Raw genomic sequence first — 12,910 nt, 5'->3', positions numbered from 1 at the left:
CTTACTTTCCTTTCGCCAGATATAAAAAAAGCCACCGCATGCGCGGAGGCTTCTAAAGATTACAATGCTTTCGACGCTGCGACGATCAGCATGACCCATCCGACGATGAATGCCACGCCGCCGATCGGCGTAATGGCGCCGAGGATGCTGATGCCTGTCAAACTCAGGACGTACAAGCTGCCCGAGAAAATGATGATGCCGGCAAGCATCAGATAGCCTGCCCAGCTTAATGAACCAAGCGGCCCGATGAGCGATGAGCTCATTAGAAGGGCGACGACCATCAAGCCGATCGCATGAAACATCTGGTATTGGACAGCTGTCTGCCACGTGTCGAGGTATTTATCCGCGACGCGGCCTTCGAGCATATGGGCGCCGAACGCACCGAACCCTACTGATAACAGAGCGTTGACCGCTCCGGCAATCAAGAAAAATTTCATTTCTACTCCTCTTTCCGATTAAAATTCAAACAGCGAATCCCCGTTTGCATCGTCTTCTTTCAGTTTTGTACCGGAAGAGACGGATTGCACCTTCGGAGCTGCAAGCGGGATGGCCTGCGGCTTTTCGTATTGCGGTCCCTCGTCATCAAGCACGAGGTTGCAAAGTGCACGGATGGCCGCGATGGCTTCACGCGCTTTTGCCGGATCCGCTGTGCGGGCGGCTGCCGTGTGCTTCTCGATTTCCCTTAGAATGCGGGCGGCGTCAATTGCCATGCCTGCTCCCCCTTTCCGTTGCTATTCCTGCCTATTTTAACATGCTCGCGGACCTTGCGTCAGGCCAAGCAGAAATCTATCGGCTCTTCCCCGCGCTCCTGTAACAAGCTGTTCACTTTTGAATAAGGCCGGCTGCCGAAAAATCCCCGATTGGCACTGAGCGGGCTCGGATGCGGCGCTTCGATGACCGAATGGCGTTCCAGGTCGATCAAGCGCTTTTTCTGTTGCGCCGGTTTGCCCCAGAGGACAAAAATGACCGGCTCGGTGCGTTCCGACAATTTGAGGATGACGGCATCGGTAAAGGTTTCCCAGCCTTGGTTGCGATGGGAATTGGCTTCCCCTTTGCGCACCGTCAGCACGGTGTTGAGCATCATGACCCCTTGGTCCGCCCATTTCGTCAGCGTACCGTCTTTGGGGACGGCGCAGCCGAGGTCTTCTTTCAGCTCTTTCATCATATTGCGCAAACTCGGCGGCAGCGGAACCCCCGGAAGCACCGAGAAGCTGAGGCCGTGCGCCTGGTTCGGTCCGTGGTACGGGTCCTGGCCGAGGATGACCACCTTCACTTCGCTATACGGCGTATGCTCAAACGCCGTCCAGATATTCTCTTTCGCTGGATAGACCGTCTCGTTAGCGTACTGCTCTTTCAAAAATGCGCGCAGCTGCTTGTAATACGGTTTTTCGAATTCCTCGCCCACTACTTTCTGCCAGTCATTTCGAAAAATTTCCTTCGGCATTTGCATCGCTCCTTAATCTTTGAATTCCACCGTCACATCGTAATCCACCAGTTTGAACATTTCCTTCACGGATTTCGCGCCATTCTCTTCCGCCTGCTCCAACAAGCCCTGGCCTTCTGTTTCCTCAAGCATCATTTTTTGCGCTTCTTCCGCCAGGTCGAACCCTTCGGATATATCGGCGCCTTCGCGGAACAAGCCTTCATAAGAATAGATTTCCACCCGGTCCATAAAAATTTCCGGCCCACCGAGGAAATCGGCTTTCGGCAAGGTCAGTGTCGCGGTTTTCGCTTCTTCGTCCACTTGGATGTCCTCTGCTGTGACTTCCGAGAAATCAATGCCTGCCTTTACTGAACCGGGAATGACCACAAGCAATTGCCGTTTCGTACCCGGCAAATCCAGGCCGATGTCCTGCCCGAAGACTTTATTGTCCTCGCGCTCGATGATCACTTTCGAAAACGCTTCGGCCGTCGTCAATTCGTTCAAATCCCGGATCTGTTCGAGAAACACGCCCTTGCTCTCTGTCGCAGTGCTGCCTTTGATCATCCAGAACGTGCCGAGCGGCAAAGCGACAACCAGCAGCAATAACACCACCGCCAGCGCCAGGAACGAGTTGCGGAACACGCCGGCAAGCACCTTGAACGATTTCCAGAACCCCGATTCCTTTGTATCTTCTTTCCCTTTTACTTCTTTCAATAAGCGTTCGATTTCCGTCAGTTTCGGATCTTTTGCCATCCTTTTCCCCACTTTCTGCGATTTTCATATTTATTGCCCCGTGATACGATGGTGCAAAGGGGCGATCTGATTATGGCCGATTGGCGCGAAAAAATAAAATCCATTGCGAATACGAAAGGCGAAAGTGCGCCGGAACCTGCCAAGCGTCTTGGCATGGGCTGCCTGACAGCCGCCGTGATTGCTGTTTCCATTTTAGCATTTATCATTGCGATTGGCCTTTTCAAAAGCGGCAGCTGGGGCATCGGTCTGTTTGTAGGCCTGTTTTTCCTGATTTGCACAGCGACAGCCGTGATTCTCCTCCTCCCCCATAAGCCCAATACGTTGTAAATGGGCTGAATTTTGATAAAATAAAGGGAATGAACAAACTTCATATAAAGGGGATATAAACTGATGGCTTTGAAAAAAACTCTTACAATCGCCGGGTCGGACACTTCCGGCGGAGCAGGCATACAAGCAGATTTGAAAACGTTCCAGGAACATGGCACTTACGGCATGAACGCGTTGACGGTCATCGTCACGATGGATCCGGCAAACGGCTGGAGCCACGGCATCCACCCGATTCCGACCGATACGCTGCAAGCACAGCTTGATACAGCATTCTCCACAGGAATCGATGCATTGAAAACCGGGATGCTTCCAACGGTCGATATTATTGAGATGGCCGGCAAAGCGATCGCCGAGTCCGGCATCCGCGACGTTGTCATCGATCCGGTCATGGCGTGCAAAGGCGAAGATGAAGTCCTCTTCCCAGAAAACGTCGATGCCATGATCAAGCACCTCTTGCCGAACGCGAAAGTCGTTACGCCGAACTTGGTCGAAGCCGGCCAATTGTCAGGCATCGGCACCTTGCGTACAGTGGAAGACCTTCAGGAAGCTGCTGAAAAGATCCATGCTCATGGCGCTGAATATGTCGTCATCAAAGGCGGCAAGCAATTGCAGCACGAGAAAGCGGCCGATCTTCTGTTCGACGGCAAAACGCATTACCTCTTGACTGCTGAAAAAACAGACACGACCTATAACCACGGCGCAGGCTGCACATTTGCCGCAGCCATCACGGCCAACCTTGCAAACGGCGAATCCGTTGAAGATGCTGTATTGAACGCAAAGAAATTCGTTTCGGCGGCTATCGCGAACGGCTGGCAGCTGAACCAGTATGTCGGCCCGGTCATGCACGGCGCTGCGAATAAATTCGAAGCACCAGCAGTCGAAATGACAAAACTATAAGAACGCCAAAAGGAGCCTGCAGCCGCAGGCTCCTTTTTCATTTATCGGATGGAATAAAAGCTTTTTTGCTGATTCCAGCGGCCGCTTTTCTCCGACAGAATCGTATTTTAACCTTTGCTGTGCGCAAATCTTCCGTTGCTGTGCGTATTTTACCCATTGCTGAGCGTATTTTAACCTTCGCTGTGCGTATTTCATTTTCCGCTGTTGGCTTCAAGAAGAGAACGAGCCTACTCGATTCAAAGCCCCTTTTTCATGAATACTTGCTTTGTCGTGGTTTCAAACCCAAGTCCTAAAAGCGCTTCATATGTGGTTTTATTCAACTCTTCCGGCACATTGACTGCGAGCCGGTTGATGTCGTCTGAAAAATCGCCGAATACGGCTGCAAGCAGCGCTTGGACCGTTTTTTCATCTTCCCCGCCGGCGACGCATTGGTAAAGCACGGTAGCGGCATGCTTTCCGTCCACGCCAACGTTTTTCCGGTAGTATGCATAGCCCAACGCTTCTCCTTCCGGTGAGTACGCAATCAGCGCCTCGCCGTCCTTCACGCTTTGCCAGTGGGTCTGCCAAGTGAAATCGCCGCGGTAGAACGGCAGGCGGCCCGCTTCTTCCGGCGCCGCTTTTTCGAGCACGATAGCGCGGCCAGCTCCACTGTCCGCCCCTCCCGCTTTCCCTTTCAGCTGCAGGAAATGGACGGTGTCGACAATCACGTAGCCCATTTTTTTGTAGAGTTCGATCGCCGGCACATTTTCGCTGACCGCTTCGAGCGTCGCGATATCCGCGCCCGCTTCTCTGAGAAGAGCGAGCGACGCTTCCATCAGCTTCCTGCCGGCGCCTTTGCCGCGAAGCGCAGGCGCGACTCCGGTCCCGCCGTTCCAGGCGACTTTCTTGCCGCGGATTTCCCGGATGCCGTTGCGCACGATGCCAGCGGGTTTTCCGTCTTCGAACGCAATGACCGACAAGTCCGCAGACAAGCCTTCCTGCTCGCCTCTTTTCGTGAACGCTTCCGGTGTGGTGGCCATGTCGAAGTAATAGCCTTCAAATCCTTTATTCCAGGCCTCCACAGCTTCCTCGACGGTGCAATCTGCCAGTTTCCTGATTTCCAGCATTTTCATCTTCCCTTTCCCTTATGATTCACGTGTATTTTTCGGCGCTGCCGCCGCTTTCATCAAGACCATTTTTTCGCGCAGCTGTTCGCGGTTCCATTCGACGGTTTTTACGTGCTTGGCCGCCGCTTTCCGCACTCTTTTCACTTTCGGAGCTTTTGAGCGCAGGTAACCTTCGAGCATCAGCGAGACAGAGAGGATGGCGAGTGCGATGAACAGGACCGGATATAACGGCAGCCACGGCGCACCCTGCACATAGCGGAACGTCGAGCCGAACAGGCCGGACCATTCAAAAGAGATCGACATCGGCGGATCGCCGAACATCGGATCATAACTCACTTTCGTGCCGCCGAAAAACAGGTTCAGCAAACTCAGGTGCGCGAGGATGATGAACGTTTCCATCACCTGCTGGCCGTAGAGCACGGCAAACTTCTCCCGCATCTGCGGATAAAGATGCTTCCGTATGATTCGGAAGCGGCTTGCCCCCAGCACCTTCGATGCCAGAATGTATTCCTGGCGATACAGGAGCGATGCTTCGCTGCTGACGAGCATCGCAACCACCGGCACGGTCAACAGCGCCATCAGGACGACCTGGATGGCGATGCGTTCCCACATGGCGGTCTCGAAGCCGTCAGGCGGCATCCACAGCACCGGCCCTAAAAGGAACGCGGCAAACAGTGTGAGCGGAATGTAATGCATCGAATCGGCCAAGCCGCCAAGCCAGGCGCGGTGCCGCTCCAGATAAGTCCCGAGGATGAAACCGAGCGGAACCGCGATAAGCATCCGCAAAGCGGCAATCGCCAACGCGGCCAAAATGGTGTATTTGCCGCCGATCATCAGTTTGCCGAACAAATCGTAGCCGAACTGGTCCGTGCCGAGCGGATATTGCCAGTTCGGTGAAATCGGCGGCCCTTCCACGGCACGGCCGTTTTCCATGACAAAAAGGAGCTGGCGCGGCACATTGCCGTAAAGCCATTCATAGATGAAGCTGCCGAACAGGAAGAACGACATGACGGCGAAGCCAATGACGAACAAGGGCTGTCTCCACATCTACGCCACCCCCTTTCCTTTGAAGCGGCGGAGAAAATACCATTCGCCGAGGCTGTTCATCACGAAGATCGGCAGGAAAAAGCCGAGTATCGTGACCAGGAACACCTCAGGCGTGATATTGTCTTTCATGAACAGCATGATTCCCGGAATATTGAACATCAATTCCAGGACGAATAAATTCGACAGCATGAACCAGATGGTCTTTTTCGATTGGAAAAAGACGCTGATGATGGCATTCCGGAACATGTGGATAAAAATGATGAAGAGTTTTGAAAACCCGAGCGACTGTGCGAGTTCTACGTACATCTGCCGCTCTTCTTCCTGGAACGTCAGGATGCACAGGCGGTAAAGCTGGATCGTCGGCAGGATCGCCAGGCACAGCACGGGCAGCCAGTAGATCCGCTCCCCTCCGACCACGGCGATTTTCGAGATGAGGATATCCGTCTGCTGGTAGATCAGGATGACGCCCCATTGGGCCAGCATGATGATCAGCAGATCCGGAATCGACTCCAGGAAATACAGGGCCATTTTCACGCGTTCGCGGTTTTTCTCCGACAGCAGCAGCGTCAGGACCGTTGCGCCGAGCGCCGCAATGACGGCCACAGCAAATGCCAGCAGCAAAAGCTGAAGCGAATAGCTTATGTAGTCCGCAATCGTCGGGAACAGCAGCGTCTCCCGCTGGGTGCGCATGTTCAGAACGGAAAATTCCTCCAGCGGCCAGATTTCCCGGAGCATCCCTTCGAGTGTGGCGGCGTATTCTCTCAAGCGGAGCTCCCCTTCCAGCAATCCGCGGATCAGCACAGGAAACCCGCTGACCAGCAGAATCCCGGCCAAGGAAAAGATAAATTTGGTGATGAATTTCATAAGACCCATCCTTCTTCTATTATTTAGAACATTCTCACTTCCATATAATAACATCCTTTCGGGTTCCGTAGAGCAACCTAATCGCATTCTGCGGTGAATTTCCCTATACTAAAGAAATACGGAATGTCGAGGAGTGAGAAAGATGGAATTAGTGGAAGTAAAAAAACTGCAAGTGGAATTGGATGCATTCGCCAAAAAAGACGTCTATCTGCACCTGGAAACGACGAACGGCTCTTATGCTTCCCATTTCAACGAAGGGTTCTTCAATGCCGGCGCGTTTATCCGCAATGTCGTCATCAATTACGAGCTGGGCAAAGTGGTCGGCGACAGCCCGCACCGCGTCGGATTGAAATTGCCGCATGGCTGGGTCTACGCCCAAGGCATCACGCATTACGAATTGGACGATCAAGGCCGCTTGCTCCTTGCGGGGCATGACGGATCAGGAAAACTGGCGGTGGCGCTGCAGATCAGCGAAACACCGTTCAGCTATTAAGGAGGGGACATAGATGACAATTCCAGAAGAACGCCACGTATTGGTCGTCTTCCCTCACCCGGATGATGAAGCTTTCGGTGTGTCGGGGACAATCACCACCCATATCCAGCGCGGGACACCGGTTACATATGCCTGCCTGACATTAGGCGAGATGGGCCGCAATCTCGGCAACCCGCCGTTTGCGACGCGCGAGTCGCTGCCGATGATCCGCAAAAAAGAGCTGTTGGCTTCCGCGGAAGCGATGGGCTTGACCGATCTGCGCATGATGGGCCTGCGCGACAAAACGGTCGAATTTGAAGACGATGAAAAAATGGTGCGCATGATGGAGGATTTGATCAATGAGCTGAATCCTTCGCTGATCATCACGTTCTATCCGAAATTCTCCGTGCACCCCGACCATGAAGCGACCGCCCGTGCTGTCGTTCGCGCTGTGCGCCGCATGAAAGACCGGCCAAAATTGCATTGTGTGGCATTTGCCAATGAAACACTGGATGTGCTCGGCAAGCCTGATATCGTCTACGACGTCACGGCTGTCCGCAGCCAGAAGATGAATGCCATGAAAGCCCACATTTCCCAAACGGCCTGGATGCTCGAAGAAATGGAGCTGAAACTTTCGCAAGGCGATGTGGAAACGGAAAACTGGCTGACGAAAGAACGCTTCTATAATTACCGGTGGAACGAAGATTTCGAGGAATCTTTCTGACTCCGAAACTCCTGTCTTATTTTTAAGATAGGGGTATTTTTTTTTGGAGTAATCAGATAAGATAAACATTGGTATGAAAGCACTTTCAAGGGGGGAAGTGCTGTATAATTACTAGAAATCGAGTGTATTAATGCACATGGAAAAGGGGTTTATTTCGTGAAAAAGTTTTCAACTTCCACCTGGCTTTTGTTTCTGATTCCATCCTTGCTGGGTGTCCTGCTATTCATCATTCCGGTTCCGACCGAAGATGGCTGGTATGTAACAATCGCCTTGATGGCCAACTGGCTGGCGGGGCTTCTTGAACCGGTTGCTCCATGGATCATGATGGTTATCCTGATCATTGCTGCCATCGGATCGCTGGTGATGATTACCCGCAAAGTGAAAGAAGGCCAGAAAGTCTCATTTTTTGACCGTTTGTTCAACGTTAACCTGTTTTGGACAATCGTCCGCATCCTCGGTGCCGTATTTGCGGTGATGGTGCTGTTCCAAATCGGACCTGAAGCGGTCTGGAGCGAAAATACCGGCGGCTTGCTGCTGTCGAGCACAGGACTGTTGTCGTTCCTGTTCACCATCTTCCTGTTCGCGGGCTTGTTCCTGCCCCTATTGATGAACTTCGGCTTGCTCGAGTTTTTCGGTACCATGATGGTAAAAGTCATGCGCCCGCTGTTCCGCCTGCCTGGCCGTTCGTCGATCGATGCGCTGGCTTCATGGGTCGGTGATGGAACAATCGGTGTCCTGCTGACAAACAACCAATATATCCAGAATAAATATACGCAGCGTGAAGCTGCCATCATCGGAACTACGTTCTCGGTCGTGTCGATTACGTTCGCAATCGTGGTCATCCAGGAAGTCGGCCTTGGCCAGTATTTCCTCCCTTATTATGGAACGGTCATTCTGACAGGAATTATCCTGGCACTGATCATGCCGCGCATTTACCCATTGGCTCAGAAAAAGACGACATTTATGAACGGCGATCCTCAGGAATCGTATTCTGAAGAAGTGCCGGAAGGATACAGCGTCGCTTCACACGGCATTGAAAATGCTTTGACAAAAGCGTCGGAAAACAAATCCGTCAAGGAATTCTTCAAAGACGGCTTCAAGAACGTCCTGGATATGTGGATCGGTGTAGCACCGGTCGTTATGGCATTCGGGACCATCGCGTTGATCCTGGCCGAGTACACGCCGGTATTCTCCATTCTCGGAGCGCCGTTCGTGCCTTACCTGAACCTCTTGGGCATTCCGCAGGCTGCGGAAGCCGGGCAGCTGATGGTGGTCGGATTCGCTGATATGTTCCTCCCTGCCATTCTTGGCGCAGGCCTCGAATCGGAACTGACGCGCTTTGTCGTGGCGACAATGTCCGTCACGCAATTGATCTATATGTCTGAAGTCGGCGGATTGCTCCTCGGCTCGAGAATTCCGGTGAACATCTGGGACCTGATCGTGATTTTCCTGCTGCGCACAATCATCGCGTTGCCGATTGTTGCCGGTATTGCCCATCTCCTATTCTAAAAACAAAAAGGCTGGAAGCGAAAAATCGCTTCCAGCTTTTTTATATGGTGCCTTTACTTACGCGTAGGCCAATTTTTTTTTTAGTTTTTCGAGCATATCTGCGGTCATCGCGTCCAGGTCGTATTGGGCTTTGAAGCCCCACTCCGCTTTCGCTGCCGAAGCGTCGATGCTGTCCGGCCAGCTGTTTGCGATCGCCTGGCGTGCAGGATCGACCTCATAGGACAATTGGAATTCCAGGATGTGCTTGCGGATGGACGCTGCGATGCCTTCCGGATCGAAGCTCATCGCCGTGACGTTGAATGCGTTGCGGTGGATCAGTTTCGCAGGGTCCGCTTCCATCAGGTCAACGATCGCCTGCAGCGCATCCGGCATATACATCATGTCCATGTACGTGCCTTTGGCTATATAGGAAGTGTAGCGCTGCTCTTCAATCGCTTTATAGTAGATGTCCACTGCATAATCAGTCGTGCCGCCGCCTGGCTGGGCTACATAAGAAATCAGCCCCGGGAAGCGGACGCCGCGCGTATCGAGCCCGAACTTCTGGAAATAATAATCGCAGAGCAATTCACCTGAGACTTTATTGACCCCGTACATCGTCGTCGGCCGCTGCAGCGTGTCCTGCGGCGTGTTCACTTTAGGCGTCGATGGGCCGAATGCGCCGATCGAGCTCGGTGTGAAGAATTGCATTCCCAGCTCGCGCGATGTTTCAAGCGCATTGACCAGTCCGCCCATGTTCAAGTTCCAGGCAAGCAGCGGTTTTTCTTCTGCTGTCGCTGACAAAAGCGCCGCCATGTGCATCATTGTGTCCGCACCGAAATCCTTTGCCAAGTCATGCATCTTCTGTGCGTCTGTCACGTCCAGGATGCTGAATGGCCCGTTCTGGTTTTCCCCTTGCCGGATATCTGTCGCCAATACATTGTCCACACCATAGATGCCGCGCAGTTTTTCCGTCAATTCTGAACCGATCTGCCCCAGCGCACCTGTAATCATAATTCGCTCCATCAATAGCACTCCTTCCGAATAAAACAAATGTCCTCTGCAAAAACACAAAAATTATTATTAAATCGTTGTTTTCATTAGCTTCTGTATGTTGCCATTATAAATTGTTCTCTTTAAAAATACAACGCCTTTTAGTTTACAGAATGATAAAATTCCCCGATTCTAGTAATTGTAACTTTGCCGGCAACGATGCTATAATGAGACAGCACTTGGGGGCATTGCTCTCCGAGACATCAAATCATTAAAGATTTTCTTTTTTTGATTCTAAAACCTAGTATTCCACTTAGTTTTGTATATTTGTATTTTCTTTTTTATATTGGTATTGCTGGGAAGGAAAACTCGGATGGTTGTGGAATCGTCTAGGGAAGATCTTTAAAAAAACATAGGAAGTAGAGGGGATAGATCATGAAGAAGTTCAGTTGGGCATTTTTATTGTTGATCGCTGCAATGGTTTTATTGGCAGCATGCGGAGGTTCACCGGAAGAAGATCCGACAACCGATGACGCAGCCACTTCAGGCGGCGAAGAGCAGGATCTGCTTGCGAAAGTGCAGGAAGAAGGCAAATTGGTGGTCGGCACGGAAGGCACATACCCGCCGTTCACGTTCCATGATGAAACCGGCAAATTGACCGGCTTTGATGTAGAAATTGCTCAGGAAGTGGCAAAACGCCTTGGCGTTGAAGCCGAGTTTCTGGAAACGCAATGGGACGCGATGTTCGCTGGCCTTGACGCAAAACGTTTTGACATGGTCGCAAACCAGGTCGGCATCAACGACGAGCGAAAAGAAAGCTATGAGTTCTCAGATCCGTACATTACTTCTACAGCTGTTTTAGTCGTTCCAAAAGGGTCGGACATCAAGACATTCGACGATTTGGAAGGCAAATTGTCCGCACAGTCGCTGACGAGCAACTACGCAGAGACAGCGAAATCGTTCGGCGCAGAACTTGAAGGCGTCGAAGGCTTCAACCAGGCGATTGAATTATTGAACTCCGGCCGCGTGGATGCAACTGTGAACGACAACTTGACGGTCCTTGATTTCCTGAAACAGCGTCCGGATGCCAACATCGAGATTGTCGATGAATCCGAAGACGCCGCACAAAGCGGCCTGCTGTTCAGACAAGGCAGTGGTGCAATGGTTGAAGAAGTGAACAAGGCGCTCGCTGAAATGATCGAAGACGGCACGTACGAAGAAATCTCCAACAAGTGGTTTGGTGAAAATGTACTTGAATAGTATTTTCTCGGATCCTGTCAGAATGGAGCGCCTTGGCGATATCGCACAGACTTCATGGCTTCCTTTATTGGAAGGGCTGATCCAGTTCACGGTACCGTTGTCGATCATTTCCTTTATTCTCGGGCTCGTCCTGGCAATTTTAACGGCGCTTGCCCGCATTTCCACATTCAAGGTTTTGCAAGGGATCGCCCGGGTCTATGTTTCCATCATCCGGGGCACTCCCCTATTGGTCCAGCTGTTCATCTTGTTTTACGGACTGCCGTCGCTCAATATCACGATCGATCCATTTCCGGCTGCAGTCATCGGCTTTTCGTTGAACGTCGGGGCCTATGCTTCTGAAGTGATCCGGGCATCGATCCTGTCGATTCCGAAAGGCCAATGGGAAGCAGCGAATACAATCGGCATGAGCTATTGGCAGTCGCTTCGCCGGGTGATCCTGCCGCAGGCGGCGCGCGTTTCCATCCCGCCGCTGTCGAATACGTTCATCAGCCTGATCAAGGACACGTCTTTGGCGTCGCTGATCCTGGTGACGGAAATGTTCCGCATCGCCCAGCAGATCGCTGCAACCAATTACGAGTTTTTATTGCTATACGGACAGGCAGCATTGATCTATTGGGTGGTCTGCTTCCTCCTATCCATCGGGCAAGGCAGGCTCGAACACCGTTTCGACCGCTATGTTTCCCGGTAATAAAGCAAAGACTGCAGTAAGGAGCGCGTTATGATTTCAATCACAAATTTGCATAAGAAGTTCGGGGATCTTGAAGTGCTGAAAGGCATCGATCTTGAAGTCCAAAAAGGGCAGGCAGTTGTTGTCATCGGCCCTTCCGGTTCGGGGAAGACAACTTTCCTCCGGTGTTTGAACATCTTGGAAGTCCCGTCCCAAGGCGTGATTTCCATTGATGAGCAGACGGTCGATTTCGCAAAACCCGTGCCGAAAAAACGCGTGGCGGCGTTCCGCAAGCAATCCGCCATGGTGTTCCAGCACTACAACCTGTTCCCTCATATGACCGCCCTTGAGAACGTCATGGAGGGCCCTGTCACCGTCCAAGGTATCGACAAAGCCACAGCCCGCAAAAAAGCGGAAGGGCTGCTTGAGAAGGTCGGCTTGGCGGACAAGGCCAATGAATACCCGTTTCAACTGTCCGGTGGCCAACAGCAGCGCGTCGGCATCGCCCGTGCGTTAGCACTCGAGCCGAAAGTCATGCTGTTCGACGAACCGACGTCGGCGCTTGACCCGGAACTGGTCGGCGAAGTGCTGCAGGTCATGAAAGACTTGGCAGCGGAAGGCATGACGATGGTCGTGGTGACGCACGAAATGCGCTTTGCCAAAGGCGTCGCCGATGAAGTGCTGTTTATGGACGGCGGGAAGATTGTTGAACGCGGAACGCCTGAAGCCATCTTCAGCCATCCGAAAGAGCCGCGGACCCGGCAGTTCCTGAATTTGATATCCAATACTGAGACGATTTGATCGTTGCGCCGCCTTAACCGGGCGGCGTTTTTTATTTATCGCGGTTTGCCTTCCCTTTCGCCGCGGCGGTATACTTGAAGCAATGAATCGC

16 protein-coding genes are annotated in these 12,910 nt (G+C 52.2%); 8 read left to right on the top strand and 8 right to left on the bottom strand.

Annotated elements, in window-relative coordinates; all coding sequences use genetic code 11:
- Nucleotides 1–59 precede the first annotated feature (59 nt).
- The 4 genes from ACFSDB_RS02705 to ACFSDB_RS02690 are packed head-to-tail and all read right to left on the bottom strand — an operon-like array spanning nt 60 to nt 2,176.
- Nucleotides 60–437 carry a DUF423 domain-containing protein gene (locus tag ACFSDB_RS02705; RefSeq protein WP_204891120.1) on the bottom strand — a complete coding sequence of 126 codons (378 nt, stop codon included), beginning with the start codon at nt 435–437 and terminating at the stop codon, nt 60–62.
- 18 nt (nt 438–455) lie between these two features.
- Nucleotides 456–710, bottom strand: coding sequence for a DUF5327 family protein (locus ACFSDB_RS02700; protein WP_204891121.1), 255 nt, complete (start codon nt 708–710; stop codon nt 456–458).
- A 59-nt stretch (nt 711–769) separates the two neighbouring features.
- Complete coding sequence (locus ACFSDB_RS02695; protein ID WP_204891122.1) at nt 770–1,444, bottom strand: uracil-DNA glycosylase; 675 nt, start codon at nt 1,442–1,444, stop codon at nt 770–772.
- A gap of 12 nt (nt 1,445–1,456) precedes the next feature.
- A complete protein-coding gene (locus tag ACFSDB_RS02690) occupies nt 1,457–2,176 on the bottom strand; it encodes a DUF4230 domain-containing protein (RefSeq protein WP_204891123.1) in 720 nt (239 codons plus the stop codon).
- A gap of 72 nt (nt 2,177–2,248) precedes the next feature.
- Here ACFSDB_RS02690 and ACFSDB_RS02685 point away from each other — a divergent pair, with 72 nt between their 5' ends.
- Both ACFSDB_RS02685 and pdxK read left to right on the top strand, forming a co-directional pair.
- Nucleotides 2,249–2,503 carry a hypothetical protein gene (locus tag ACFSDB_RS02685; RefSeq protein ID WP_204891124.1) on the top strand — a complete coding sequence of 85 codons (255 nt, stop codon included), beginning with the start codon at nt 2,249–2,251 and terminating at the stop codon, nt 2,501–2,503.
- 63 nt (nt 2,504–2,566) lie between these two features.
- On the top strand, nt 2,567–3,400 hold the full coding sequence (gene pdxK / locus ACFSDB_RS02680; protein ID WP_204891125.1) for a pyridoxine/pyridoxal/pyridoxamine kinase: 834 nt from the start codon (nt 2,567–2,569) through the stop codon (nt 3,398–3,400).
- 236 nt (nt 3,401–3,636) lie between these two features.
- Here pdxK and ACFSDB_RS02675 read toward each other — a convergent pair whose 3' ends face one another.
- From ACFSDB_RS02675 to ACFSDB_RS02665, 3 genes are read right to left on the bottom strand one after another with little or no spacing between them, the layout of a single operon-like run.
- Nucleotides 3,637–4,512: a GNAT family N-acetyltransferase gene (locus tag ACFSDB_RS02675; RefSeq protein ID WP_204891126.1), complete on the bottom strand. Its 876-nt coding sequence runs from the start codon at nt 4,510–4,512 to the stop codon at nt 3,637–3,639.
- 12 nt (nt 4,513–4,524) lie between these two features.
- Entirely contained in the window at nt 4,525–5,553 is a 1,029-nt protein-coding gene (locus ACFSDB_RS02670; protein WP_204891127.1) for an ABC transporter permease, read from the bottom strand.
- A complete protein-coding gene (locus ACFSDB_RS02665) occupies nt 5,554–6,417 on the bottom strand; it encodes an ABC transporter permease subunit (RefSeq protein ID WP_377339031.1) in 864 nt (287 codons plus the stop codon).
- Nucleotides 6,418–6,559: 142 nt separating this feature from the next.
- Here ACFSDB_RS02665 and ACFSDB_RS02660 point away from each other — a divergent pair, with 142 nt between their 5' ends.
- The 3 genes from ACFSDB_RS02660 (at nt 6,560) to ACFSDB_RS02650 (ending at nt 9,122) form a co-directional block, all read left to right on the top strand.
- Nucleotides 6,560–6,910, top strand: coding sequence for a YojF family protein (locus ACFSDB_RS02660; RefSeq protein WP_204891129.1), 351 nt, complete (start codon nt 6,560–6,562; stop codon nt 6,908–6,910).
- Between the two features lie 13 nt (nt 6,911–6,923).
- A complete protein-coding gene (gene bshB2, locus ACFSDB_RS02655) occupies nt 6,924–7,613 on the top strand; it encodes a bacillithiol biosynthesis deacetylase BshB2 (protein WP_204891130.1) in 690 nt (229 codons plus the stop codon).
- A gap of 156 nt (nt 7,614–7,769) precedes the next feature.
- Complete coding sequence (locus ACFSDB_RS02650; protein ID WP_204891131.1) at nt 7,770–9,122, top strand: YjiH family protein; 1,353 nt, start codon at nt 7,770–7,772, stop codon at nt 9,120–9,122.
- Nucleotides 9,123–9,179: 57 nt separating this feature from the next.
- Here the strand turns inward: ACFSDB_RS02650 and ACFSDB_RS02645 are convergent, their stop codons facing one another.
- Nucleotides 9,180–10,124: an L-threonine 3-dehydrogenase gene (locus tag ACFSDB_RS02645; RefSeq protein WP_204891132.1), complete on the bottom strand. Its 945-nt coding sequence runs from the start codon at nt 10,122–10,124 to the stop codon at nt 9,180–9,182.
- A 402-nt stretch (nt 10,125–10,526) separates the two neighbouring features.
- Here ACFSDB_RS02645 and ACFSDB_RS02640 point away from each other — a divergent pair, with 402 nt between their 5' ends.
- From ACFSDB_RS02640 to ACFSDB_RS02630, 3 genes are read left to right on the top strand one after another with little or no spacing between them, the layout of a single operon-like run.
- The gene (locus ACFSDB_RS02640) at nt 10,527–11,351 is read left to right on the top strand and encodes an amino acid ABC transporter substrate-binding protein (protein WP_204891133.1); all 825 of its coding nucleotides are present in this window, start codon (nt 10,527–10,529) and stop codon (nt 11,349–11,351) included.
- A complete protein-coding gene (locus tag ACFSDB_RS02635; RefSeq protein ID WP_204891134.1) occupies nt 11,338–12,039 on the top strand; it encodes an amino acid ABC transporter permease in 702 nt (233 codons plus the stop codon). Before ACFSDB_RS02640 ends, ACFSDB_RS02635 begins: the two co-directional genes overlap by 14 nt.
- A gap of 30 nt (nt 12,040–12,069) precedes the next feature.
- The gene (locus tag ACFSDB_RS02630; RefSeq protein WP_204891135.1) at nt 12,070–12,819 is read left to right on the top strand and encodes an amino acid ABC transporter ATP-binding protein; all 750 of its coding nucleotides are present in this window, start codon (nt 12,070–12,072) and stop codon (nt 12,817–12,819) included.
- The last annotated feature ends 91 nt before the right edge of the window (nt 12,820–12,910 follow it).

This window comes from Planococcus chinensis (assembly GCF_042681545.1).
Taxonomy (GTDB): domain Bacteria; phylum Bacillota; class Bacilli; order Bacillales_A; family Planococcaceae; genus Planococcus; species Planococcus chinensis.
This window is presented reverse-complemented; position numbering and strand designations above follow the sequence as displayed.

Coding starts and splice junctions, on each gene's coding strand:
- pdxK (WP_204891125.1), top strand. CDS start 2,567: ATGGCTTTGAAAAAAACTCTTACAATCGCCGGGTCGGACACTTCCGGC.
- bshB2 (WP_204891130.1), top strand. CDS start 6,924: ATGACAATTCCAGAAGAACGCCACGTATTGGTCGTCTTCCCTCACCCG.
- ACFSDB_RS02685 (WP_204891124.1), top strand. CDS start 2,249: ATGGCCGATTGGCGCGAAAAAATAAAATCCATTGCGAATACGAAAGGC.
- ACFSDB_RS02690 (WP_204891123.1), bottom strand. CDS start 2,176: ATGGCAAAAGATCCGAAACTGACGGAAATCGAACGCTTATTGAAAGAA.
- ACFSDB_RS02705 (WP_204891120.1), bottom strand. CDS start 437: ATGAAATTTTTCTTGATTGCCGGAGCGGTCAACGCTCTGTTATCAGTA.
- ACFSDB_RS02675 (WP_204891126.1), bottom strand. CDS start 4,512: ATGAAAATGCTGGAAATCAGGAAACTGGCAGATTGCACCGTCGAGGAA.
- ACFSDB_RS02645 (WP_204891132.1), bottom strand. CDS start 10,124: ATGGAGCGAATTATGATTACAGGTGCGCTGGGGCAGATCGGTTCAGAA.
- ACFSDB_RS02700 (WP_204891121.1), bottom strand. CDS start 710: ATGGCAATTGACGCCGCCCGCATTCTAAGGGAAATCGAGAAGCACACG.
- ACFSDB_RS02640 (WP_204891133.1), top strand. CDS start 10,527: ATGAAGAAGTTCAGTTGGGCATTTTTATTGTTGATCGCTGCAATGGTT.
- ACFSDB_RS02665 (WP_377339031.1), bottom strand. CDS start 6,417: ATGAAATTCATCACCAAATTTATCTTTTCCTTGGCCGGGATTCTGCTG.
- ACFSDB_RS02635 (WP_204891134.1), top strand. CDS start 11,338: ATGTACTTGAATAGTATTTTCTCGGATCCTGTCAGAATGGAGCGCCTT.
- ACFSDB_RS02660 (WP_204891129.1), top strand. CDS start 6,560: ATGGAATTAGTGGAAGTAAAAAAACTGCAAGTGGAATTGGATGCATTC.
- ACFSDB_RS02695 (WP_204891122.1), bottom strand. CDS start 1,444: ATGCCGAAGGAAATTTTTCGAAATGACTGGCAGAAAGTAGTGGGCGAG.
- ACFSDB_RS02630 (WP_204891135.1), top strand. CDS start 12,070: ATGATTTCAATCACAAATTTGCATAAGAAGTTCGGGGATCTTGAAGTG.
- ACFSDB_RS02670 (WP_204891127.1), bottom strand. CDS start 5,553: ATGTGGAGACAGCCCTTGTTCGTCATTGGCTTCGCCGTCATGTCGTTC.